Genomic DNA, 24167 nt, shown 5'->3' with positions numbered 1-24167 from the left:
ACGGGTAAGTTGCGGGGTCGGTCCCCGAAAAAGGTCGGATTGGCGGGAAGGGTTAGAGCGGTTGTCCGGTTATCCTGGAAAACTGGTTTGATGATGGAGAGACGAAGGCACCAGCGAAAGTTCCATCCGTTTTTTTCCTCACCCTTTTTAATCTCATTTTTAACACGATTGTTCCCTCCCCTTGGATCATAACCTATTCATGTTGAACGCATAAAGAGGAAGAGAATGCCGGAAAAGAGATCTTTAACGAAGCGTGAAACCGAAATTGTGCGTCTTGTCGCGGACGGCTTTAAAAATAGGGAAGTGGCGGAAAAGCTTCAGATTAGTGTCAAGACGGTGGAGACCCACCGGGCCAATATCATGAATAAACTTGCCCTCAGAAACCTGGCCGAGTTGATTCGATACGCGATTCAAAAAGGATTGGTTAAAATCGATCAAGAAGCGTAACATGGCCGATCGCGTCGGGCACGGATGCCATCAAAAGGGATCATGGCCAAGAGAATCCTGATCATCGACGATGAGCAGCTCCTTCTCGATCTGCTCACCCATCTTCTGTCCAAAATCGGATATGAGGCGGATCAGGCTTTGGACAGCCGGGAGGCGGCGGGAAAATTAAAAGATCGGAAGTACGACGCCGTTTTCCTCGACATGAAAATGCCGCTGATGGACGGGAAGGCGCTTTATTCTCAGATTCAGGAACGTTTCCCCGACATGGCCAAGCGGGTGGTTTTTATTACCGGAGATGTCGCCAATCCGGAGACGATTTCATTCCTCGAAGAGACCGGCAATCTTTTTATCGAAAAGCCGTTCACGATTAAGGAGGTCAAAAACCTCCTCGACGGTTTTTTCATGAACCCGAACGCTTCTTCTCCCCCTTCAGATATTCCTCGATAAACGGATCGATCTCCCCGTCCATCACCGCCGTCACGTTTCCCTTTTCAAGACCGGTCCGGTGGTCTTTCACCATCTGGTAAGGCTGAAAGACGTACGACCGGATCTGATGCCCCCATCCGATCTCTTTCTTCTCCCCCGCTCCGGTCAATTTTGACAATTCCGCCTCTTTTTGCGCTTGCTGGATTTCATAGAGCCGGGACTTCAAGACGGTCATCGCCACCGCTTTATTCTGGAGTTGGGAGCGCTCGTTCTGGCACTGGACGACGACGCCGGTCGGCAAATGGGTGATCCGCACCGCCGAGGAGGTCTTGTTGACATGCTGCCCTCCGGCGCTGCTGGCGCGATAGGTGTCGATCCGAAGGTCTTTCTCGTCGATCACTACGTCGGGATCATCCTCGATTTCAGGGGAGATGAAAACCGAAGCGAAGGAGGTGTGTCTTCGTTTATTGGCATCGAACGGCGAGATCCGAACGAGACGGTGAACCCCGCTTTCGGATTTTAGATATCCGTAAGCGTACGGTCCCTTCACGGAAAAGGTGACGCTTTTGATTCCCGCTTCTTCTCCCGGTTGGAGATCGAGGGTTTCGATCCGATACCCTTTCCGCTCGGCCCAGCGTACATACATCCGCATGAGCATCTGCGCCCAGTCCTGAGATTCGGTTCCCCCGGCCCCCGGATGGAGGGTGACGATCGCATTGTTGAAATCTTTCTCGCCGGAGAGAAGGGTTTCGATCGTGAACTGATCGATCTCCGATTTGAGCTGCAGAAGGTTGGCCTCGATCTCTTTCTCAAGCGACGCGTCCCCCTCTTCTTCCGACAGCTGCAACATTACGGAGGTCTCTTCGAAGCGGGTCTCGATTTCGTTCCAGCGCTTGATCTCCTTCTCGAAGCGTGACTTGAGGGCGAGCTTATTCTGAGCGATGGACGGATCTTTCCAAAAGTTGGGATCGCTCGATTCGGACGTTAATTTCTCGATCTGCTCTTGATGGTCGGCGAGGTCAAAGATGGCTCCGGAGCTGTTCGAGTTCCTGCCGCACCGCTTCAAGGTTCTGTTTTAATTCAATCAGCATCGGTTTTTCTCCTCTTCTCTCTATAGGAAAACAATGCAAATCCCAGGGCGATTATAACACAACCGATCGCGAAAACGTCTCCATAGGCGGTGTAGAGGGTCCGCCGCGTGCCGGGGTGAAGCGATTGCGTCAGCGCCGCTTCGGTGAAGAGCGGGCTCTGCTTTATGATCCGCCCGTGCGCGTCGATAAAGCCGGAGATGCCGGTATTTGCGGAGCGGGCGAAGGGAACCCGATTTTCGATCGATCGAAAGACCACCATCGAGAAATGCTGATAGGGGGCCGCCGAATCGCCGAACCAGGCGTCGTTCGTAATCGTCGTCATCACCGTCGCCCCGTTTTGGGCGAACCGCCGAACCACCTCGGGGAAGATCACTTCAAAACAGATCACCGTTCCGATTCGTGTCCCGGCCGCTTCCATCACCGTCGCTTCGCGTCCGGGTATGAACTCTCCGATCCCCTCCACCAATTTATTGACAAAGAAGAGAACGGAAGAGAGAGGGACATATTCGCCGAAAGGGACCAGGTGGATCTTATCGTAGCGCCCCACTACCTCGGCGGCCGGCGAGAGAAGATAGGCGCTGTTCAACAGCGCCATCTGTCCCGAGGAGGCCGGCTCGAACGCGGGGCTTCCGAAGAGAAGATAGAATTTCCCTTCTTGGGCGAAGTCGAGCAGCTCGTTCCGAAGGGCGGCTTCCGTCTGAAAGAAGAAAGGGGCCGCCGATTCCGGCCAGACGATCAACTCCGGAGGGGCTTCTTTTTTAACCGAATCGAGGGAGAGACGTTTGTATTTTTGAACCGTCTCATCGCGCAGGCGCGCATCCCATTTTTGATCCTGCTCGATATTCCCCTGGACCACCGCCACCGTCAGGCTTCGTTCTTCTCCCATCGGCTGATCGAGACGATAGAGGCCGTATCCGAGGCTAAGGAGGAAAAGCCCTCCGGTCAAAATCAGTGGACGCCATGCCATCCGACGCTCGATCCATCCCCCCCGGATCACTTCAAAGAGGCCGGCATTGACCAGCACGATCAGAAATCCGATCCCATAGATGCTGGCGAGATCGGCAATCTGAATCAACGGAAGAAAGCGATATTGCGAATAGGCGAGAGCGGCCCAGGGAAAACCGGAGAGAAGGTGTCCGCGGGCATATTCCAGCGCGACCCAGAGGACCGGAATCAACAGAAGCGCCCACCCGCGTTTTTTTTCAAAGAGAGATCGGCTACCCGCCGCAAAGAGTCCGACGTAGACCGCGCAATAGGCGACCAAGAGCAACATCAGCAGATAGCTGATCGGCTGGGGGATCTTCCCGTACCGGGTCATGCTGATCGTGACCCAGGAGAGGGTGCCGGAAAAATAAACCAATCCGGCCGTCCAGCCGATCAGAAACGATCGGGCCGCGGAGACATTCCGGACAGCGAAAAAAAGGGGGATGAAGGCGACCCAGGCGAGCGGAAAGAGCTCCCAGCGTGGAAAACTGAGGGCGAGAAATAAACCGGATAAAAATGCCAGCGCAAAGGGAAGAAGTCGCCTCTTCACAAGCGCCGGATTCGATGGGAGCGATGGAGCGGTGGAGCGTTTATTCTGTGTGGCGCGGATGGTGGTCAATCCCGACGTATGCCTCGATAAAGCGGCGGATTCTGGCTTCGTCAAATTCATTCAGCCTGTCGATTTTTCCCCAGGCCGTCAGCGCGATCGGCGTCTCCATGCCGGGGTAGGGGGCGACGATAAGATGTCCAAAACGGCCGTTCTGCGGAGTCATCTGCGACATCTTGAGGTACTCTCTTCCGAGGTTCTCGAGCTTCTGGATCATCTCCGCGCAATTTTTGCAGTCGTATTGAATCATGACGCCGCCGTCTTCCAGGTTGTGTACTTGCAGTTCGTTGGGAATCTGCTGCCGATAGATCCCCCATTTGGCGACGAAGGGGACATGCGGTCCGGAGGTCGGCGGCTTGCTATTATAAGGGGGATGGGGGGAATCGATCGATTGGATATGGTCGTTGCCGAGAGAGGGAACCGAGACCCCGGGCGCTTTCTCCTCGACCTTCTCGGTTTTTTTCTCCGCGCCCTTGGCAGGCGCTTTCGGGGCCGCCTGCAGCGGTCCGTTCAAAAACAGGATCAAAGCAAATAAGATCGTTCCGATCGATATTATCCTCATCTCCTCCTCATGCTCATGTTTAATTTGGGTTTGTATGATAGCCGATTCTATCAAAATGTAAAGTGAAAAGATAGGCGACCCTCCTCGGCGGCGAGATATGCCGACATGAAATGTTTTTTTCTTGATCGATTGAAAAAGTAAGACGAGCTTGTTAGGATGTAATATTATTTTGTTCGACGGAGGGCCATGCGGGACATTATTCTTCTACAAGATTTAGCCGTTGTCATGATCGTGTCGGGTCTGGTGACGGTTTTTTTCCACCGGTTCCGCCTTCCGGTGGTGCTCGGGTATATCCTTGCCGGGTTCATCATCAGTCCGCATACCCCTCCCTATCCGCTCATCAGCGATGAGGCCTCGATCGAGACGCTCGCGCAGTTAGGGGTCATCTTTCTGATGTTCGCCCTCGGACTCGACTTCAATCTTCGGAAACTCAAACAGGTGGGGAGCGCGGCGCTGAGCGCCGCGATATTGGAGATCCTCGTGATGGTCTGGCTCGGCTACGAGGTGGGGCAGCTTTTCGGCTGGGGAAAGATGGACTCCCTGTTTCTCGGCGCGATCCTTTCGATCTCCTCCACGACCATTATTTTGAAGGCGCTTGAAGAGCTCGGGAAAACCAAGGAGAAATTCGCCCAGATGATCTTCGGGATTCTGATCGTCGAGGATATCCTCGCGATCATGATCATCGCGCTGCTTTCAACGGTCGCCGTGACCGGTTCACTGCAGTTGACGGAGGTGTTGCTCACGGCGGGGCAGTTGGCGATCTTTCTGGTGGTCGCGCTTGTCTTCGGTTTGCTGGCGGTGCCGCGGCTCCTCCGGTACGTCGCCCGATACAGAAGCAATGAAATGCTCTTGGTCACCGTTCTCGGGCTCTGCTTCGGATTCTCATTGTTGGCGGTGAAGTTCGGCTACAGCATCGCGCTCGGCGCTTTTATGATCGGCGCGATCATCGCGGAGGCGAGGGAGATCGGCAAGATCGAGCATCTGGTCGCCCCGGTGCGGGATATGTTCAGCGCCGTCTTCTTCGTGGCGATCGGCATGCAGATCAACCCGGCCCTCCTGGCGGAGTATATGACCCCGATTATCGTCATTACGCTTGTCGTGGTGGCCGGGAAAATCGTGACCTGTACGGTCGGAACCCTCATCGCGGGGCATGACCTTCGTACCTCGATGCGGGTCGGAATGGGCCTGGCGCAGATCGGGGAGTTCTCTTTCATCATCGCCTCGCTCGGCATTACGCTCAATGTCACCAGCCAATTTCTCTATCCGATCGCGGTGACCGTCTCCGCGGCGACGACACTCCTGACCCCTTTTTTCATCCGAAGCGCAGACGGGTTTGTCAATTGGTTCGATCGAACCGCCCCCAGGACGCTGGTCGGCTCTTTGAGCCTCTACGCCGACTGGATCAAACGGCTCGGAAACACCGCCGAACGAAGCCAGGCGAAGCGTCTCGCCCGGCGGCTGGCCTGGCAGATCGGTTTGAACATGGCCTTGATTACCGGCGCCTTTTTGGTGGCCGCCTACCTGGCCAAACGAATTGAAGCGCCCTGGCTCCCCGAGTGGATCGGAGGGGCCAAGGCGCTGGTCTGGTTGATCACCCTTCTGATCACCCTTGTTCCGCTTCTCGCCACCTTCCGAAAGTTTCAATCGTTGGGTTTCCTTCTTGCCGAGATCAGCGTCCGCCGCAGCGGCGCAGGGGTCCGGGCTCCGGCGATCCGAACCACGATTGCTAATACCATTCTGTTTGGAGGAACCGTTTTCCTGGCGCTTTGGATCCTTCTGATCAGCGCCACTTTCCTTCCTCCCTGGCCGGTCCTCTTTGTCTCTCTGATTTTGATCGCCGCGGTCTCGTCATTGCTTTGGCGGAAGCTCTCTCGAATCCACAATCTGGCCCAAGTCGCCCTGGACGAGGTCTGGTCCCCCTTGCCGCCCCATCCTTCGGAGGGCTTGTCTCTTCCGCTGCTGGCGAATTTGAAGGAGGTAGAGTTGGATACCCTCTCGATCCTGGAGCGATCCTCGGCCTCCGGAAAACTGATCAGCGAGCTCCAGCTCCGGAGCAGAACGGGGGCGAGTATTATCGTGATCGAGCGGAATGGAGATCGGATCATCAATCCCGATCCGAGCGAGGAGCTCCGGGCCGGCGATAAACTTCTCCTCCTCGGGGATCACCATCAGCTCGAGGAGGCGCGGCGAATTCTATTCGGCATCAAGAGCGTTTCCTGAAGAAATCGACCCGGAGAGTTGACTTTTCAAACAGATCCGCTATACTCAAAAGCTTGTTTTTCCTTTTTTCTTCAGCGCTTCAAGTGAAGGTCGCTCGCCGAGAATAAAAGGTCGGCCGCCTGTTCACGGCGGCTTCATACATGCCGGGAAGAATCGATGAAAGCCATATTAACGGGTCTCCTGACGGAGGTCATCGCGGAGGCCCGAAAGCAGGGAAAGCTCAAACAGGGGAAGAGCGTTCAGATTATTTTGGAGGTCCCGAAGCGGGAGGGGCAGGGGGATTTTGCAACGACGTTGGCCCTTTCTCTTTCAAAGGAAGAGGGTCGTCCGCCGCGGGAAATCGCCTCGGATTTAGTCGCCCTGCTCCAGGGACGCTCCCCGCTGATCGAAAAGATCGAAATCGCCGGCCCCGGTTATATCAATTTTTTCCTGAGCAAGAACCACTGGTATCAAAGCCTCCTTGACATCCGAGAGAAGAAAGGCCGATACGGTCAGACGTCAATTGGGGGGGGAAAGAAGGTCCAGATCGAGTTCGTCAGCGCCAATCCGACCGGCCCGCTCCATGTCGCGCACGGCCGGGCGGCCGCATTGGGGGATGCATTGGCCCTTCTTCTCCAGGCGGTCGGTTACCAGGTGGACCGGGAATATTATATTAATGATGTCGGCAATCAGATGACCCTGTTGGGCCGCTCCACTTATCTTCGTTACCGGGAGCTCTTCGGCGAAAAGGTGACCCTTCCGGACGAGAGTTACCGGGGTAGTTATGTTATCGAGATTGCCGAGGAGATCAAGAAATCAGCCGGGGACCGGTATCTGACCGGTTCCGAGGAGGAGCACCTTCCTTTTTTCGTCCGGACGAGTTACCAGACGATCCTCGGATGGATCCGGCGGGACTTGGATCAATTCGGTGTTCGCTTCGATCGGTGGTTTCCCGAAGAAGATCTTTACCGGAACAAAGAGGTCGATGCCTCCCTTGAATTCCTGAAATCGGCGGGGGTGCTCTATGAGCAGGACGGCGCCCTTTGGGTCGCGACGACCCGCTTTGGGGATGATAAAGACCGGGTGGTGATGCGGAGCAATCGGCAGATGACCTATTTCGCCTCCGACATCGCTTATCACCGGAACAAATTCGAGCGGGGATATGATCGGCTGATCGACATCTGGGGAGCCGACCATCACGGCTACATTGCCCGGGTCAAAGCGGTCGCCGCCGCCATGGGCTATTCTCCCGATCGGCTTGATATTCTGATCCACCAATTGGTCAATCTCCTCCGCGAAGGAAAGCCGGTGGCGATGTCGAAGCGCTCCGGTGAGTTCGTGACGTTAAGAGAGGTGATGGATGAGGTGGGGGTCGATGCGACCCGGTTCTTTTTTTTGATGCGCCGATCCGATACGTCGCTCGATTTCGATCTCGATTTGGCCAAGAAGGCTTCTACCGAAAATCCGGTCTACTACGTCCAGTACGCCCATGCCCGCGTCTGCAGCATCCTCCGCGTGGCGACCGAGCGGGGACTGAATGTGGAAACGGAAATCCAAAATGTAAAATTGGCCGACCTGACGGTTTTGGATCTTCCGGAGGAGCAGGCGCTGATCAAACAGCTCTCCAATTATCCCGACCTTCTTCAATCGGCCGCGGAGGTATTGGAGCCTCACCGATTGACCTTCTACCTTCAGGAGTTGGCGGGAATGCTCCACCGGTATTACTTCGATCATCGCGTGGTGACGGAGGATCTTCCCCGAACGCGCGCCCGGCTGGTTTTGATGGCGGCGGTCCAGATCGTCTTGAGGAATGCCCTGGCCATTTTAGGGGTGCGCGCGCCGGAGCGGATGTAATGGAGCGGATTGAAATCGATACGGCGACCGAGAAAAAAGAGGGACTCGCTGGGGAGCATTTCCGGCTCCTTCACCGCTCCGAGGGGACACCGGCGCGGCGCGGGGTGGTCCGGACCTTCCACGGCGAGATTCAGACCCCCGCCTTCATGCCGGTCGGAACGTTGGGAAGCGTCAAGGGGATGTCTCCCGAAGATCTCGAACGGCTCGGCGCGCGGATCATCCTCGGAAATGCATACCATCTTTATCTTCGACCGGGGCACGAATTTATCGCGCGGCGCGGGGGTCTTCACTCCTTCATCGGCTGGAACCGGCCGATCCTCACCGACAGCGGCGGCTATCAAATCTTCAGCCTGAATCTTCTGACGAAGGTGACCGACGAGGGGGTGACCTTCCAGTCTCATCTCGACGGCTCGCGCCATTTTATTACGCCGGAAAAGGCGATCGAGATCGAGGAAGGATTGGGGGCCGACATCATCATGGCCTTCGATGAGTGCCTGCCCTATCCGTCGGACTATGCAAAGACGGCCGCCTCGCTCGAACGGACGCTCGACTGGGCCCGCCGCTGCAAAGCGGCGCATCGACGGGAGGACCAGTTCCTCTACGGTATCGTTCAGGGGGGCTTTTATGAGGATCTTCGGAAAAAAGGGGCCGAAGGTCTCCTGGAGATCGGATTCGACGGGATCGCCGTCGGGGGTCTCTCGGTGGGAGAGCCCCAGGAGCAGATGCTCCATATTCTAGACGAAGTGGTTCCGCTCATTCCGGAGGCGTTCCCCCGTTATCTGATGGGGGTCGGCACACCGGAAGATCTTGTGGAGGGGGTGATGCGGGGGATCGATCTGTTCGACTGCGTCCTCCCGACGCGGCACGCCCGGACCGGATCGCTCTTCACCTCTCGCGGAGAAGTTCATATCAAGAACGCGCGGTATACGGAGGATGACCGGCCGCTCGACGCCGATTGCGGCTGTTATACCTGCCGAAACTTTTCGCGGGCTTACTTGCGGCATCTCTTCATGGCGAAAGAGCTCCTGGCAATTCGGTTGAATACTCTGCATAACCTGTATTATTATCTCACCCTCATGGAGGGGTTACGTCAGGCGATTGAGAAGGATAGGCTGGGGAGTTTCCGAAACGAATTCTATCAGAAGCGGAATCCGGAGATCGAAGGGGCGGAGCCGGAAGCCTGAGTGTTTTCACCCCCCCATTTTTTTAATTCCGGATATACTACTAGGAGGTTGCGTTGCTGGAATGGTTTGAATCAAATGCATGGGCACAGGCGGGAGGAGCGCCGGCGGCGCCCGGAAATCCGATGCTCTCCTTTATCCCGTTTATTTTAATCTTTGTTATTTTTTATTTTCTTTTGGTCATGCCTCAACAAAAGAAGATGAAAAAACGGAAGGCGATGATCGAGGCGCTCAAAAAAGGGGACCGCGTGACGACCACGGGAGGGATCATCGGAACGGTGACCAATCTTTCCCCGGATGTCGTGACGATTCAGATTGCAGAGGGGGTTCGCGTGAAAGTGGGACGAAATTACATTGAAGAGGTTCAAACCGCGGAGGCCGGAGGGGCCGAGGAGCGGGCGAAATGAAGAAAGGAATTCGCGGACGTTTGATTTTCATTCTGCTCACGGTCTTTGTTTCGATCGTTTTCTTCCTTCCGTCGACCCCGCTCTACTCGAAGCTTCCCTCCTGGTGGGGCCGGTTTTTCCCGGACAAGGGGATTACCCTGGGGCTCGATCTCCAAGGGGGGATGCATTTGGTGATGGAGGTCGAAGGGGAAAAGGCGGTCGACAACACGGTGGAGCGAACCACCGAGAGCCTCAAGAGATCGTTGGAGGAGAAGAATCTGGCCGCTCAATCGATCCGAAGGGAAGGAAGGGATATCCTTCTCTCCTTTGCTCCGGAAAATAAGGAGGCGATTTCTAAAATCCTCGATGAGGACTATCCCAACCTGGCGACGAAGCAATCGGGCTCGGGGGAGATGGTCCTCACCCTTCGGGAGTCGGAGGTCAACCGAATTCTGGAGTCGGCCACCTCCCAGGCGTTGGAGACGATCCGAAACCGAATCGACCAATTCGGCGTGACCGAACCGCTGATTCAGCAGCAAGGGGCTGACGAGATTCTGGTCCAGCTTCCGGGGGTGAAAGAGCCGCAGCGGGCGATCGCATTGATCGGGCGGACGGCCCAACTCGAATTCAAGCTGGTCGACGATGAGAACCCGATCGCGCGACAGTTCCCGCTTGAGATCGAGGCAGACCAGGAAGCGGCTTTCGTTCAGGAATATCAAGCCCAGATTCCTCCGGACGATCAGATCCTCTTTGAGCGGATGGTGAACGAGGAGACCGGCAAGGTCACGAAGCGGCCATTTTTGGTCAAGCGCCAGGCCGCGCTGTCGGGTGATCTGTTGAGTGACGCTCGGGTGTCGATCGGAGACTTCAATACGCCGTATGTCGCCCTTACGTTTGATCCGGTCGGCGCAAGACTCTTTGAGAAGGTGACGGAAGAGAACAGACGCCGGCGCTTGGCGATCGTTCTCGATAACACGGTCTACTCCGCTCCGGTGATCCAAGAGCGGATCTCCGGCGGTCGGGCTCAGATCAGCGGCACGTTTACGATGGATCAGGCGAACGACTTGTCGATCGTTCTCCGGGCCGGCGCGCTTCCGGCGCCGGTAAAAATCATCCAGAACGTGACCGTGGGACCCTCCCTGGGGCAAGATTCGGTCGAGAATGGATTAAAGGCGGGGATGATCGGGACCCTCCTGGTCGTCTCGTTCATGGTTGTTTATTACCGGGCCTCCGGTTTGTTGGCCGACCTGACGATGGTCCTCAATATCGTTTTGTTGCTGGGGGCCATGGCCGCACTCAATGCGACCCTGACCCTGCCGGGGATTGCCGGGATTATCTTGACGATCGGGATGTCGGTCGACGCGAATGTCTTGATCTTCGAGCGGATTCGGGATGAACTCCGGGCGGGAAAGCCGGTCCGGCTGGCGGTCGACGCGGGTTATACCAAGGCGTTCTCTTCCATCTTCGATTCCAACGTGACGACCCTCATTACGTCCTTCGTCCTCTTTCTCTTCGGGACGGGCCCGATCAAGGGTTTCGCCGTTACCTTGAGCCTCGGCGTGATGTTCAATCTTTTTACAGCATTGATCGGGACCAAAGTGGTTTATGATTTTATCAATAGCCGGTGGAAACTGCAGCGGCTCAGCATCTGATGTGTCCGGCATTCTTTTCCTGCGGACGTATCGCACGAGGAGGTCTATGTTCCAAGTATTTAAAAAAACAAATATCGACTTTGTCGGAAAACGCTATTTCTCCTTCGCCCTCTCGGCGTTGATGCTTGCTTTTGGGATCGCGTCTCTGGTTTTCATCTCGCAGGGAAAAGCGAATCTGGGGATCGACTTTGCCGGGGGGGCTGCCATCCAACTCAGGTCTGAGAAGCCGATACAAATAGAAGAGGCAAGAGCGGCCCTGGAAGAAGCCGGCGTGAAAGGGGCTGAACTTCAGGAAGTCGTCGCGCAGAATAAGCTGCTGGTCCGGCTGAAACAGGATATCGTCCAGAAAAATGTGGTGGAGCAGGTCCAGGAGGCGCTGAACAAAAAATTTCCGGAGAATCAATTCACGGTGGAGAGCAGCACCGAAATCGGACCGACCGTCGGACAAAAGCTTCAGAAGGACGCGTTGTTGGCGATCGCGATCGCGATGATCGGAATCATTATTTATATCGCTTTCCGTTTTGAATTTCGATTCGGCGTCACAGCGACCCTCGCCACCTTTCACGATGTTCTGACGGTTCTCGGGATCTTCTTCGTTTTAAATAAAGAGATCACCCTGTTGATCGTCACCGCGCTGCTGACCATCGCCGGTTATTCTTTAAATGATAAGGTGGTTGTGTTTGATCGTATTCGGGAAAATCTCAGGCTCCAGAAGAGGGAATCTTTCGATCAGATTATCAACCGCTCTATTAATGAGGTTCTCTCCCGGACGTTCATCACCGGCGTGACCACCTTTTTGGTCCTCTTGGCCATCTTTTTCTTGGGCGGAGAGGTCATCCATGATTTTGCCCTGGCAATGATGTTTGGATTAGTCATCGGGACCTACTCGTCCTGGTTTATCGCCAGCCCGCTGCTTCTCTTGTGGGAAAAGAGAGCCAGGGTGTTGAAAAGAGCTTCTTCACAGAGCTGAGAACAATGACCGCACCGCCTATCCTCCCTTCCGGCCGGCTCCGGGACACCCGGTTGCCGGTCCTCCTGCAGCTCCTTCGAAGCGAGCTTAAAACCGGCGTTCTTACCCTCAAACGAAACGATTTGAATAAATCGATCTTCATCCAGGAGGGGGACATTATTTTTGCCTCTTCACTCTACTCTGATGACCGCCTGGGAGAGGTGCTCCTGAAAACCGGGAAGATCAACTTTAAACAGTACGAGATCTCCGTCGATCTTTTGAAGAAGACCGGGAAGCGGCAAGGGACGATCTTGGTTGAACAGGGCTTTATCGCTCCGAAGGATCTCTTCGAAGGGGTGGTTTTCCAGGTAAGAGAAATCGTTTTGAGCCCTTTCACCTGGGTCGAAGGAGATTATGAATTTATAGAAGGACCGCTCCCTTCGGAGGAGGTGATCACGCTTCAGATCAGCACCGGGGATATTATCCTGGATGGGATCAAGCGGATCCAGGACTGGAACCGGTTGATCCACGACCTTCCTCCACTCAATAGTGTCCTACACCTCTCCACCGATCCCCGCTCTCTGTTTCAGAGTGTGAACCTTAGCGCGGCAGAGCGTGACCTCCTCCGTTTGGTAAACGGGGAGCGGACTCTGCGTGACGTTCTTTGCGAATCAACGATGTCATCCATGGACTGCGCCCGGGTGCTCTATTTTTTTATCACGGCGGGGATTTTATCGCCGGCTTTCCAGAAAACGGAAGGGGCCGAAAAAGTCGATTGGCAGGACCATCATCAAGATCATCAAAAAGAAACGGAAGAGGCGCCTCCTGCCGCCGAAGAAGAAGTTCTAAAGCAAGCTTTTTTCGACGAGGAGAAAGAGGCGACCGTCCAAAAGATTCGTGAAGCTTACCTGCAGATGGAGAATCAGAATTATTACGAAATATTAAAGGTGACCCCCTCGGCGGGTCGAGACGAGATTAAGAAGGCTTATTTTAGGCTGGCAAAGGAATACCATCCGGATCGTCACTTTGAAGCCGAAATGGGTCAGGTAAAAAAAGAATTGGAAAGCCTCTTCGTCCGGATCACCCAGGCCTACGACACGCTCTTGGTAGAAAAGAAGAGGAAGGCCTACGATTCCGAGCTGGCAAATGGAAAACAAAATCAGAAACAGGCGGAGCCGACGCATCGCGATTTTTTTGCGCGTGGAGAGGCCGCGCTCGAGAAAGGGGATCTTCGGGATGCCTGCTACTTCTTCCAGGAAGCGATTAATAAGATGCCGGAAAGAATCGATAAAGCCGTCTATTACTTGCGATACGGTCAAGCAATGGCGCGCATTCCAGGCAAGCTGCGCGATGCAGCAGAAATTCTAAAAAAAGGGGTCGCCTTGGATCCCACCAGGACGGAATTCCATGTCGAGTTAGGTCTGATCTACAGCAAGACCGGGTTGACACAGAAGGCGATGACTTCCTTCTCAGAAGCCCTCAAAAGAGATCCAATTAATAAAATCGCAAAAGCGGAAATCGAAAAACTCCATCCCTAATTTTGTAAACCGGCCATGAATTTTCGGTTGACATGGGTAAAGTGCTATGTTATGTTTATATCCGACAAAACCAGTCGCCGATTAAAACGGTCGGCGATTCTCCTTTCAGAGAGCAGTATGTTAAAACTAACAAAAAAAACAGACTATGCGCTCATGGCAATCAATTATATGTCCTGTCAAGGAGAAGAGTTCATCGCAAATACCCGAACGATCTCGGAAATATATAATATTCCATTGGAATTGTTAGCAAAAATACTACAGAGGCTTGCAAAAAAAGGAATCATCCTCAGCCAGAATGGACCGAAGGGAGGGTATATACTTGCCAAAGAACCCGCGTTGATCACCGTGGGCGAGGTGATCCGGGCAATTGAGGGTCCCGTCCAAATTATCCGTTGCCATGATGGTGAGAATACGTGTTTACAAACGGAACGGTGTACTGTCCGAAGCCCACTTCGTAGGATTGAGAGCAAAATTATCGAGCTTTTAGATAAGACGACCCTCGATCAGATGTATCGAGAGGAAGTCATCGAAGAAATTACGGTTCGCTGACCGTTTACTAGAGGAGTTTATGTTGAAATTCCCTATTTTCATGGATAATCATTCGACCACGCCGATGGACCCCCGTGTTCTGGAAGCGATGCTTCCCTATTTTGTCGAAAAGTTCGGTAATGCCGCCAGTCGAAATCATGCGTTTGGCTGGGAAGCCGAAAAAGCGGTCGATCAGGCACGCGAACAGATCGCTCATCTGATTCATTGTGATCCGAAAGAAATTATCTTCACCAGCGGCGCAACCGAGTCGGACAATCTGGCCCTCAAAGGGGTCGCCGAGATGTATCGGGAGAAGGGGAACCACATTATTACGGTGGTCACCGAACACAAGGCGGTTTTGGACAGCTGCAAACGTCTAGAGAAGATGGGATATGAAGTCACTTATCTTCCGGTCAAGGCCGATGGGATGGTCGATCTCGATCTGCTCAAAGCGGCCATCACCGAAAAGACGATCCTGATCTCGGTGATGATGGCAAACAATGAAATCGGCGTGATCCAGCCGGTGGCCGAAATCGGCAAAATTGCCAAGGAGCGAGGGGTTATTTTTCATTGCGATGCGGCCCAGGGGGTCGGCAAAATTCCGGTGGATGTTCAGGCGATGGGAATCGATGTGATGGCCTTGTCGGCCCACAAGATGTATGGTCCCAAGGGAATCGGCGCGCTTTACGTGAGAAAGAAAAATCCGCGTGTCCGAATCGCGCCGATTATCGACGGCGGAGGGCATGAACGGGGGATGCGATCGGGTACGCTCAATGTTCCCGGGATCGTCGGTTTTGGAAAAGCGTGCGAGCTTTCCGACAAAGAGATGGTTGAAGAATCGGCCCGCCTCACCCAGCTGCGGGAACGACTCAGAGAGGGGATTCTCAAGGGATTGGATGAGGTTTATTTGAATGGAGATCCGAGTCAAAGGCTGCCGGGTAATCTCAATATGAGTTTTGCGTATGTCGAAGGAGAGTCGCTTTTGATGGGCTTGAAAGAGATCGCCCTTTCCTCAGGCTCGGCCTGCACCACCGCCACGTTGGAGCCGTCCTATGTTCTACGCTCCTTGGGGGTTGGAAGCGATTTGGCCCATTCTTCTCTCCGGTTTGGATTGGGACGTTTCAATACGAACGAAGAAGTCGACTACGTCGTTCAACGCGTGGTCGAGACGGTTCGACGGCTTCGAGAGATGTCTCCTCTCTATGAAATGGCAAAAGAGGGGATCGATCTCAAGAATGTTCAGTGGACACAACATTAAATCTATTTCCAACGGTGGAGGAGATTCGAAATGGCATACAGCAATAAAGTGATCGACCATTACAATAACCCTCGGAATGTCGGATCGTTGGATAAAACCGATCCTGAAGTCGGAACGGGGGTTGTCGGCGCGCCGGAGTGCGGAGATGTGATGAAGCTTCAGCTGAAAGTGAACAACGGCGTCATCGAAGATGCCAAATTCAAGACATTTGGCTGCGGCAGCGCCATCGCCAGTTCGAGCTTGGCGACGGAGATGATCAAGGGAAAGACGCTGGATCAGGCGACGCAAATCAAGAATACCGACATCGTCAACGAACTGAATCTGCCCCCGGTCAAGATTCATTGCTCGGTGTTGGCGGAAGATGCGATCAAAGCCGCCATTGCCGATTACAAGAAGAAAAACAGTCTGGCTTAAGAGACGGAGGCAAGATGGAATCGACAACGAATCAGGAACAGGTAATTGCGCTTACGCCGAATGCGGTGGCGGCGGTCAAAGAGATTATAGAGAAAAAAAACCTCGGTCAGGTCGGTTTGCGGGTCGGCGTGCAAGGGGGCGGCTGTTCTGGTCTCTCGTATAACCTGAATTTTGAAACGGAGGCGACCCCCCACGATACTTCTTTCGAGGTGGACGGCCTTCGGGTGATCGTCGATCAGAAGAGCGCCATTTACCTTGCCGGAACGACGCTCGATTTCAGCAAAGAGTTGGTCGGGGGCGGCTTCAAATTCCTCAATCCGAATGCGAAGCGCAGCTGTGGATGTGGCGAATCCTTTTCCGCCTAAGAATCATATGAAACCAGGAGAACGGAGCAGAGCCGGAGCGGCGCGCTCGACGGTCTGAGGTCTGAAGTATCAGGCAGCGGCCGTGAAAAGGCGTGATTGTGAACTTGACAAAGGCCCCGTGAGGGGCCGTTCTATTTTATGGATCTGGGATTTTCTAATTGAAGTTGTCCAGAACGTCCGAAGTGACGACAAGAAGACCCTGCTGGAGTTGCGGCGCCCCGGTCGAGTCGCTTTATGCCTGCGACCGATGCGCGGTTCTGCAACGATTTCCGGAAACAATCGACTATTTCACCTTGTTCGGGATCGGGCCTCGTTTGAAGATCGATCTTGCCCGGCTCGAAGCGACATTTTATGAATTGAGCCGCAAGTTTCATCCCGATTTCTATCAAAAGAAATCTTCGGAAGAGCAGGCGATCAGTCTTGAGAACTCGGCGCTGGTGAACAAAGCTTATCGAACGCTCAGAGATCCGATTCAAAGGACGGAATATCTGATCGGGCGGGTCGACGGGGGGAGCGCCGTTTCAACGGAGGCGCCGGCCGATCTTTTCGATGAGATTTTAGAGCTGCAAGAGTTATTGGAGGGGGTCAAAGAAGCGCCGGGTGATTCGGCCCAAAGAGGGGGACTCGTCGATGCCCTCGAGCGCGAGCAAGCCCGTTTTGGACAGATTCAGAGTGAGGGAGAGCGGGCGCTGGAGAAGCTCGCTACGGAGTGGGACCGACTTCAAGAGGAATCGAAAGAAGAGGAAATCACGCAAGCGCAGCGGCGGCTTCTCTCCGAGATGAAACAGATTCTGTCGCGCCGCGCCTATTTGGAACGGGTGTTGAACGACATTCAAACCGGAATTGAAAAGTTGGAGAAAGGGAATTAAATGCCGAGAGTGGTTGGAATCGATCTGGGAACCACAAACAGCCTGGTGGGTTACATGGAGAACGGGACTCCTCGGGTTATTTCGGACGCGCAAGGGAGGGTCATTCTCCCCTCCGTTGTCTCGTTTGGATGGGAGGGCCGGCCGGACGGCGTGATCGTCGGGGAAGAGGCGAAGAAACATCTGATCACCCACCCGGATCGAACGATTTATTCGATCAAGCGTTTCATGGGAAAGGGGATGGAAGATGTCGGCGGCGATCGATCCTTCGTTCCGTACGCGCTCTCGGGAGGGCAGCAGGAGGTCGTCCGGATTTCCGTCGCCGGGAAGCTTTATACCCCCCCGGAGATCTCCGCCTTTATCTTGAGAGAGCTGAAGCAGCGGGCGGAGGCGTTCTTCAAAGAGCCGGTGCGCCAGGCGGTCATCACCGTTCCGGCCTATTTCAACGACAGCCAGCGGCAGGCGACCAAAGACGCCGGGAAGATCGCCGGGCTTGAAGTCCTTCGAATCGTCAATGAGCCGACCGCTGCATCGCTCGCTTATGGACTCCAGAAGAAGAAAGAGGGAACGATCGTCGTCTACGATCTGGGCGGGGGAACGTTCGATGTTTCTATCCTGAAGATCAAAAACGGCATCTTCGAGGTTCTTTCGACCAACGGCGATACCCATCTGGGGGGAGATGATGTCGATCGACAGCTGATGCTCCTGATCGCTCGCGAGATCACGGCTCAGAGCGGAACCGATCTTTCCAACTCGCCCGATGTTCTTCAGGAGATCCGGTTGGCGTCGGAGGAAGCCAAGTGCCGGCTCTCATTTGAAGAGAAGGCGGAGATTGCGCTCTCTTTTCCAGATAAGAAGATCGACTATCGCCGGACGATTTCACGGACCGAGTTCGATGCACTGATCAACGGCTTCGTCGAGAAGACCTTGGGGCCGTGCCGTCAGGCGCTGGCCGATGCGCAGCTCAAACCGGAACAGGTCGATGAGGTGATTCTGGTCGGCGGATCGACCCGGATTCCGCTGGTGCGAGAAAAGGTCGCCGATCTCTTCAAGAAGACCCCTCACAGCGAGCTGAACCCCGATGAGGTGGTGGCGCTGGGCGCCGCGGTCCAGGCCGACATCTTGGCCGGCGGCATTACGAACATGCTCCTGCTCGATGTGACCCCGCTCTCGCTGGGGATTGAGACGATGGGAGGGGTCGTCAGTCGGCTGATTCCGAGAAATACCACGATCCCGACGAGCGCAAAGGAGTCGTTCACGACTTTTGTGGACGGGCAGAAGTCGGTCTCGATTCATGTCGTCCAGGGGGAGCGGGAGTTGGTGAAAGATTGCCGAAGCCTTGCGAAATTCAATCTGACCGAGATCGATCCGATGCCGGCCGGCATTCCGAGGATTGAGGTGACCTTCATGATCGACGCGAACGGCATCCTCAATGTGACCGCCAAGGAGTTAAGGAGCGGGAAGGCGCAGTCGATCGAGGTGAAGCCGACTTATGGATTGACCGATGGAGAAGTCGAAAAGATGATCTCCGATTCGATCGAGCACGCCCGTGCGGATCTCAACGAACGGATGTTCATCGAAGCGCGAAACGAAGCGGAGTCGGTGCTGCGTCACGCCGAGAAGGCCCTCTCCCAGGGGGCGGCCTTGATCGATCCGGCCGAAAAAGCGGAAATCGAAAAAAGCATGGCCGGTTTAAAAGAGGCGATGAACGGAAATGATCATCATCGCGTCCGCGAAGCGCTCGACCGGCTCGATCAGTCGACGAAGCAGCTTGCCGAAATGCTGATGAATCAAACATTGAAAGAGGCGCTTCAGGAAAAGAAGCTCTCTGATTTATAGAAAGAGACCATGCCGAAAGTGACTTTTAAATTAGGAGATGTGGGACAGGACGTGACCGTCGAGGCGAAAGAGGGGCAGTCGATCCTCGACGTGGCGCTCGACAATCATATCGACCTGGAGCACAACTGCGGGGGAAACTGCGCCTGCACCACCTGTCATGTGATCGTCCGGGAAGGAACGGAGAAACATCTCTCCGAAATGGATGAAGACGAAGAAGACCGTCTCGATACGGCGGAGGGGTTGACGCTCACCTCCCGGCTCGGGTGTCAGGCCCGGATCAAAGGAGATGTGGTGGTCGAGATTCCGAAGAACACGCAAACGTTCCGAAAAGCCGAGCAGCACTGACGCGAAGGGCGTTTGTCCTAACGGAGGGAGATTCGATGAAAATGGGCTGGCACGATTCCGAGGAAATTGCGATTTTGCTCTTGGAGAAACATCCGAATCTCGATCCTCTCACGGTCCGGTTTACCGATCTGCACAAGATGGTGACCGAGCTTCCCGGCTTCGAAGACGACCCGAAGAAGTCGAACGAGGCGATCTTGGAGGCGATCCAGATGGCCTGGCATGAGGAATATCAGGACGCCCAGGGTTAACGGCTTCGGATACTTACCATGTTACGACGCTCTCCGAATCGAGGATATATCCCAGCATTTCTTTATAGCCGATCGGAGGATGGGCCGGCGTCTCTCCCCCCTTCAGATCATCCGCCAAGGCGAAGACCTCCCCCTTGATCCCTTTTAATTCAAGACCGACCGCATCCTGGATCAGGATAATGACCAGCTCGTTCGATTCGGACTGCCTCCGGATGATTTCCAGGGGGGCCGGATCATCCTTCCGCCTTAAAATGTGCAAAATCCTTTTCATCGGCTCTTTCTAAAAAAGGGCGAAGCGTTGGGCGGCCGCAATTTTTTCGGCGATCTCTTTTTTTGAGAGGGGGACCGTCTTGTAATCGCTCTCGGAGAGATCGACTTCTTTGGCGCTTTCCTGATCGATATAAAAGGGGGGGATGAATTCCTGAAGGGTGGAGAGGAACTTCTCCGCCATCTCGCCGTCGACCAACGTGTCGGTATCGGGAGTCAAGAGCAGCGGCGCGCGGCCGGTGAGGATCACCTCCACCGCATGTTCTCCGGAGGCGAGACCGAGGGCGATCCGGACCCCTTCGACGGCGCGGTGACTTGTCTCGGGATCGCTTCGAATCAGGACGACGACGCTGCGTGTCATTCGGTCAATTAAATGTGACGAAACGGTCACATCCTTTCACCAGATCGGAGAGAACGACCAGCCCGCAGAAGACCGCCTTGTCGCTCGTCGGAATGCCGCGGCGCCGCGCGCCGTAGGCGCAGAGAAAGAGTTTCACCCCATTCTGCTTCAGCCGCTCCATCTCGGGACGGTCTACATTCCGCACCCCCTCGTCGATCAGGTAGAGATAGGTGTCGACCCCCTGTCGAAGGGCCTCGTTTGCGAGAGAGGCGACGGTGGCCAGGTTTTTGTCTTCCGGGGGGGTTGATAAGAGAATGCCCAACTTCTTTTTTTCCATCGGCCGACTTTAACACCTGCAAAACCGCGTTGTCAACTTTGACGTCATTCCGGCAAGGAATCTTTCGGTTGAAAAGCGGGCGGATGTCCTGAGCCGGTCGTGGAAAATTTGCCTTGAACTCTCCGAAAGAGACGCGATATCTTGTGAATGTTGCCTAGGTGTACTCCCATATTTGTCTTGATATTTTTTTGTGGATCGGCATCCTTGATCAATAAGCGCGTAGAACCGTCATCCCCCTTACGGAAAGGGGGCGGAGAGGGGACTATGATGATCCTGGCTTTTACCGGAACATAAGCGGACGGATCGATGCAAGAATCAGGAAAAATAAGCCAGGGAAGGGGAGCGAAGGGAAGGAACAAGCCGCGCGTGGTCGGAATTGAGAAACTCGTTCGCGAACTGGAGATTTATCAGCGCGAGTTGGAGGTCCAGAACGAAGAACTCCGGCAGGCGCAGTCCAATCTGGAGCTCTCCTGCGACCGCTTTTCCTCTCTGTACGACTTCGCTCCGGTCGGTTACTTCATCTTCAGCCGGAGCGGCCTCATCTTGGATGTGAATTTGAAAGGGGCCAAACTGTTGGGCGCCGATCGCGCCGGTTTGGTGAAGACCTCCTTCTCAGTTCATCTCGATAAGGGGAGTCGATCGTCCTTTATCACTTATCTGAAGCGATTGTTCCAGGAAGGGCATCCGGAGAGATGCGAGGTGCGGCTGCGTCCGGGCCGCGGGATGCTCTTTGCGGCCCGGATTGAGAGTGTGGTCGTCAAGGACCGCGAGCAGGGGCGGGTCTCTCGATCGATCCTGATCGATATCAGCGACCGCGTTCAAGCGGAGGAGGCGCTGCGGGATTCGGAGGAAAGATATCGCCTGCTGTTCGAGAGCAATCCCCACCCGATGTGGGTCGTCGATACCGAGTCGTTTGCCTTTTTGGCGGTGAACGAGGCGGCGATCGATCATTACGGCTACAGCCGGGAGGAGTTTCTCTCCATGACCATTCAAGACATCCGCCCGGCGGAAGAGGTCTCCCTCCTGACGGAGGGGCTTGCGAAATCGTCCGGGAGGCCCGTTCGCGCGGGGGTGTGGCAGCATCGGAAAAAGGACGGCGCCGTCATCGATGTGGAGATCACCGGGCAGCGGATCTTTTTCTCCGGAAGGAACGCCCAACTGGTGATTGCGAACAACGTCACCGAGCGCAATCGGGCCCAGTCGGCGTTGCGGCAGAGCGAGCGGCGGTTCCGCGCGTTGATTGAGAACAGCTCCGATGCCATTGCCCTGTTGGATGCGAGCGGGAAAATTTTCTACGCGAGCCCCTCCACTTTGCGAATCTTCGGCTACGTCCCGGAAAAGCTGATCGGAAAAACGGCGCTCGAACTGATCCACCCCGAGGATCGGGGAAGGATGAAACATCTTTTCTCGGATCTCGCCAAGCGGTCGGAGGGAGAGGCGACGGCCGAGCTCCGTTTTCGGCACAAGAGCGGCGTGTGGCGCTGGGTGGAGGGAATCGGGAGCAATCTGCTTCGGGAGCCGGGGGTCCATGCCATCGTCGTCAATTACCGCGATATCACCGACCGGAAGGAGGCGGAGGAGGCGATCGGGGAGAAAAACTTGCGGATTGAGGAGGCGAGCCGCGCGCGCAACCGCTTCTTCTCATATATGTCGCACGAGCTGAAGACCCCGGTCAACAGCATCGTCGGCTTTGCGCAGCTGCTTCGAAACGGCAACTACGGGGCCCTCGCCCCCGAGCAGGCGGCGGCCGTCGGCCGGATCAATAACAATGCCAGAGAGCTCATCCATCTTATCAACAATATTTTGGATTTAGCGAAGCTGGAGACGGGAAAGATCGGGCTGCAGGCGGTGGAGGTCAACCTCAGAGAGCTTGTCGACAAGGTCCTCCTCAGTTTCGATCCGCTGCTGCAGGAGAAGGGGCTGCGTTTCCGGAAGGAGATCGATCCGGACTTCCCGGAGCATTTTTTGACCGACCCGATGCAGGTGAGGAGCATCCTGATGAACCTTCTTTCCAATGCGGTGAAATTCACCGAACGGGGGGAGGTTCGGCTCCGTTTGGAGCGGCCGACGCAGGGGGGGATGCTGCTGCAGGTGTCGGACACGGGGGCCGGTATCTCGGAGGAGTATTTGGGGAGGATCTTCGAAGAATATGAGCAGAGGGGGGTGGCGCGGGAGGCGAAAGGGAATTACATCGGCGGAAGCGGATTGGGGCTTGCGATCGTAAAAAAAATGGTCGATCTTCTGGGGGGTCGGATTGAGGTTGCCAGCGCTCCCGGAGAAGGGGCCGTCTTCACCGTTTTTATCCCCGAAGCGTCGACGGCAACATAAGATCTCCTCGCCCTCTGATGAATTCGATCGATCGGTGCAAAGCTTCTATTGTATTAAACTGTTCTTTTGTGCCACGATAAATGTAATGAGGTACAAAAGGAGAAAAGCGCCATGATTAGGAAAAAAGGCCCGCGGGGTAACGGGAAGGTTTCTGGAAAGCAACAGACGCGCGATATCATTGCCATCGGCGCGTCCGCGGGGGGCGTGGAGGCGTTGAAGACCTTGGTGAGCGGTTTTTCTCCCGATTTGGCCGCCTCCATTTTTGTCGTCCTCCACGTGTCTCCTTTTTACCCCAGCGTATTGCCCGATATTTTGACGCGATTCGGGCCTCTTCCCGCCGTTCATGCCAGAAACGGCGACGCCATTCTACCCGGCCGAATCTACGTGGCGCCGCCCGATCACCATCTTACGCTGGAGCCGGGGTTTATCCGGACCGTGCGGGGACCGCGCGAGAACGGGCATCGGCCGGCGGTCGATCCCCTCTTTCGCGCCGCGGCGCGCGCTTACGGCCCGCGGTCGGTCGGCGTTGTTTTAACGGGGGCGCTCGACTGCGGAACGGCCGGCTTGATGTCGATCAAGGCCCGCGGCGGCGTGGCGATCGTTCAAGATCCGAATGAAGCCCTCAGTCCCGAAATGCCTCAAAATGCCATCAAGCACGTCAGGGTCGATCATATTCTTCCCCTCGCGAAGATTTCGTCCCTTCTCGCCAAATTGGCGCGGGAGCCGGTTGGAAGGGAGGTGGTGGCGATGGAAACCAAACCGATAAAAAAAAGATCGGTGTTTACCTGCCCGGAGTGCAACGGTTCCATGGTGGAGTCTGAAAGAGGGGGCTTGATTCAATTCGAATGCCACGTCGGACATGTCTTTTCAACGGATGGAATGGCGGCGGCCCAGGCCGAAGAGCTGGAAGCGGCGCTATGGGCCGGGGTGCGCGCCCTCGAAGAGAGCGAGGAGTTGGCGCGCCGGATGGCCTCACGATCCGACCGAAAGCTTGCAGCCCGTCTTGTGGAAAAGGCCGAGGGGATGAGGACGCATGCGCAACTGCTCCAAAAGATGCTTCTCGGGGGGGATTGGATGCTTTCGTCCGCGGAGACCGTCAAAGAGAACCGCTTGGTGAGAAAAAAAAGGAAGTAAAAGGATCTTCCATTTTCCTCAC

Annotated in this window: 25 protein-coding genes; 19 read left to right on the top strand and 6 right to left on the bottom strand. The window is 55.2% G+C overall.

Going from position 1 to position 24167, the window contains the following annotated elements:
* Window positions 1-225: 225 nt before the first annotated feature.
* Together MNODULE_RS12180 and MNODULE_RS12175 are read left to right on the top strand one after the other, a co-directional pair.
* Window positions 226-447 carry a response regulator transcription factor gene (locus tag MNODULE_RS12180; protein ID WP_168060142.1) on the top strand — a complete coding sequence of 74 codons (222 nt, stop codon included), beginning with the start codon at window positions 226-228 and terminating at the stop codon, window positions 445-447.
* Window positions 448-489: 42 nt separating this feature from the next.
* The gene (locus MNODULE_RS12175; protein ID WP_168060140.1) at window positions 490-894 is read left to right on the top strand and encodes a response regulator; all 405 of its coding nucleotides are present in this window, start codon (window positions 490-492) and stop codon (window positions 892-894) included.
* On the opposite strand, the gene prfB is transcribed toward MNODULE_RS12175, so the two are convergent.
* The 3 genes from prfB to MNODULE_RS12160 form a co-directional block, all read right to left on the bottom strand.
* A protein-coding gene (gene prfB, locus MNODULE_RS12170; protein ID WP_202882194.1) for a peptide chain release factor 2 occupies window positions 848-1964 on the bottom strand; the annotation gives its coding sequence in 2 pieces (ribosomal slippage) (window positions 848-1894 and window positions 1896-1964; 1116 coding nt in all). The two genes, MNODULE_RS12175 and prfB, sit on opposite strands and share 47 nt — an antisense overlap.
* Window positions 1954-3612 carry an apolipoprotein N-acyltransferase gene (gene lnt / locus MNODULE_RS12165; protein WP_202882193.1) on the bottom strand — a complete coding sequence of 553 codons (1659 nt, stop codon included), beginning with the start codon at window positions 3610-3612 and terminating at the stop codon, window positions 1954-1956. Before lnt ends, prfB begins: the two co-directional genes overlap by 11 nt.
* Entirely contained in the window at window positions 3539-4117 is a 579-nt protein-coding gene (locus MNODULE_RS12160) for a DUF3105 domain-containing protein (RefSeq protein WP_168060134.1), read from the bottom strand. The genes lnt and MNODULE_RS12160 overlap by 74 nt, the downstream gene beginning before the upstream one ends.
* 186 nt (window positions 4118-4303) lie before the next feature.
* Here MNODULE_RS12160 and MNODULE_RS12155 point away from each other — a divergent pair, with 186 nt between their 5' ends.
* The 15 genes from MNODULE_RS12155 to iscX all read left to right on the top strand — a co-directional run bounded on the left by MNODULE_RS12155 (window position 4304) and on the right by iscX (window position 19739).
* On the top strand, window positions 4304-6337 hold the full coding sequence (locus tag MNODULE_RS12155) for a monovalent cation:proton antiporter family protein (RefSeq protein ID WP_168060132.1): 2034 nt from the start codon (window positions 4304-4306) through the stop codon (window positions 6335-6337).
* Between the two features lie 156 nt (window positions 6338-6493).
* Complete coding sequence (gene argS / locus MNODULE_RS12150; protein ID WP_168060130.1) at window positions 6494-8170, top strand: arginine--tRNA ligase; 1677 nt, start codon at window positions 6494-6496, stop codon at window positions 8168-8170.
* Window positions 8170-9354 carry a tRNA guanosine(34) transglycosylase Tgt gene (gene tgt, locus MNODULE_RS12145; RefSeq protein ID WP_168060128.1) on the top strand — a complete coding sequence of 395 codons (1185 nt, stop codon included), beginning with the start codon at window positions 8170-8172 and terminating at the stop codon, window positions 9352-9354. Before argS ends, tgt begins: the two co-directional genes overlap by 1 nt.
* A gap of 53 nt (window positions 9355-9407) precedes the next feature.
* On the top strand, window positions 9408-9758 hold the full coding sequence (gene yajC / locus MNODULE_RS12140) for a preprotein translocase subunit YajC (protein ID WP_238339465.1): 351 nt from the start codon (window positions 9408-9410) through the stop codon (window positions 9756-9758).
* Window positions 9755-11389, top strand: a complete 1635-nt coding sequence (secD, locus tag MNODULE_RS12135) for a protein translocase subunit SecD (protein WP_168060126.1) — start codon at window positions 9755-9757, stop codon at window positions 11387-11389. The genes yajC and secD overlap by 4 nt, the downstream gene beginning before the upstream one ends.
* A 46-nt stretch (window positions 11390-11435) precedes the next feature.
* On the top strand, window positions 11436-12359 hold the full coding sequence (secF, locus tag MNODULE_RS12130) for a protein translocase subunit SecF (RefSeq protein ID WP_168060124.1): 924 nt from the start codon (window positions 11436-11438) through the stop codon (window positions 12357-12359).
* Window positions 12360-12364: 5 nt separating this feature from the next.
* The gene (locus tag MNODULE_RS12125) at window positions 12365-13876 is read left to right on the top strand and encodes a DUF4388 domain-containing protein (protein WP_168060122.1); all 1512 of its coding nucleotides are present in this window, start codon (window positions 12365-12367) and stop codon (window positions 13874-13876) included.
* A gap of 117 nt (window positions 13877-13993) precedes the next feature.
* Window positions 13994-14425, top strand: coding sequence for an RrF2 family transcriptional regulator (locus tag MNODULE_RS12120; protein ID WP_168060120.1), 432 nt, complete (start codon window positions 13994-13996; stop codon window positions 14423-14425).
* 19 nt (window positions 14426-14444) lie between these two features.
* A complete protein-coding gene (locus MNODULE_RS12115; protein WP_272953259.1) occupies window positions 14445-15662 on the top strand; it encodes an IscS subfamily cysteine desulfurase in 1218 nt (405 codons plus the stop codon).
* 30 nt (window positions 15663-15692) lie between these two features.
* Window positions 15693-16076, top strand: a complete 384-nt coding sequence (iscU, locus tag MNODULE_RS12110; RefSeq protein WP_168060118.1) for a Fe-S cluster assembly scaffold IscU — start codon at window positions 15693-15695, stop codon at window positions 16074-16076.
* A gap of 14 nt (window positions 16077-16090) precedes the next feature.
* On the top strand, window positions 16091-16441 hold the full coding sequence (locus MNODULE_RS12105) for a HesB/IscA family protein (RefSeq protein WP_168060116.1): 351 nt from the start codon (window positions 16091-16093) through the stop codon (window positions 16439-16441).
* 182 nt (window positions 16442-16623) lie between these two features.
* Window positions 16624-17310 (top strand): Fe-S protein assembly co-chaperone HscB, encoded by a 687-nt coding sequence (hscB, locus tag MNODULE_RS12100; RefSeq protein WP_168060114.1) that lies wholly within the window; start codon window positions 16624-16626, stop codon window positions 17308-17310.
* Window positions 17311-19146: a Fe-S protein assembly chaperone HscA gene (hscA, locus tag MNODULE_RS12095; protein ID WP_168060112.1), complete on the top strand. Its 1836-nt coding sequence runs from the start codon at window positions 17311-17313 to the stop codon at window positions 19144-19146.
* Window positions 19147-19155: 9 nt separating this feature from the next.
* Window positions 19156-19491, top strand: coding sequence for a 2Fe-2S iron-sulfur cluster-binding protein (locus tag MNODULE_RS12090; protein ID WP_168060110.1), 336 nt, complete (start codon window positions 19156-19158; stop codon window positions 19489-19491).
* Window positions 19492-19526: 35 nt separating this feature from the next.
* The gene (gene iscX / locus MNODULE_RS12085) at window positions 19527-19739 is read left to right on the top strand and encodes a Fe-S cluster assembly protein IscX (RefSeq protein ID WP_168060108.1); all 213 of its coding nucleotides are present in this window, start codon (window positions 19527-19529) and stop codon (window positions 19737-19739) included.
* A gap of 13 nt (window positions 19740-19752) precedes the next feature.
* Here iscX and MNODULE_RS12080 read toward each other — a convergent pair whose 3' ends face one another.
* The 3 genes from MNODULE_RS12080 to MNODULE_RS12070 are packed head-to-tail and all read right to left on the bottom strand — an operon-like array spanning window position 19753 to window position 20683.
* Window positions 19753-20010 carry a hypothetical protein gene (locus MNODULE_RS12080; RefSeq protein WP_168060106.1) on the bottom strand — a complete coding sequence of 86 codons (258 nt, stop codon included), beginning with the start codon at window positions 20008-20010 and terminating at the stop codon, window positions 19753-19755.
* Window positions 20011-20019: 9 nt separating this feature from the next.
* Window positions 20020-20367 carry a DsrE family protein gene (locus MNODULE_RS12075; protein ID WP_168060104.1) on the bottom strand — a complete coding sequence of 116 codons (348 nt, stop codon included), beginning with the start codon at window positions 20365-20367 and terminating at the stop codon, window positions 20020-20022.
* Between the two features lie 4 nt (window positions 20368-20371).
* Complete coding sequence (locus tag MNODULE_RS12070) at window positions 20372-20683, bottom strand: DsrE family protein (RefSeq protein WP_168060102.1); 312 nt, start codon at window positions 20681-20683, stop codon at window positions 20372-20374.
* 306 nt (window positions 20684-20989) lie between these two features.
* On the opposite strand from MNODULE_RS12070, the gene MNODULE_RS12065 reads away from it, so the two are divergent.
* Window positions 20990-23011: a PAS domain S-box protein gene (locus MNODULE_RS12065; RefSeq protein ID WP_168060100.1), complete on the top strand. Its 2022-nt coding sequence runs from the start codon at window positions 20990-20992 to the stop codon at window positions 23009-23011.
* 111 nt (window positions 23012-23122) lie between these two features.
* A complete protein-coding gene (locus MNODULE_RS12060; RefSeq protein WP_168060098.1) occupies window positions 23123-24145 on the top strand; it encodes a chemotaxis protein CheB in 1023 nt (340 codons plus the stop codon).
* The last annotated feature ends 22 nt before the right edge of the window (window positions 24146-24167 follow it).

This window comes from Candidatus Manganitrophus noduliformans (assembly GCF_012184425.1).
GTDB classification, from domain to species: Bacteria; Nitrospirota; Nitrospiria; order SBBL01; family Manganitrophaceae; genus Manganitrophus; species Manganitrophus noduliformans.
The sequence above is the reverse complement of the archived record's forward strand: the minus strand, read 5'-3'. Positions and strand labels throughout refer to the sequence as shown.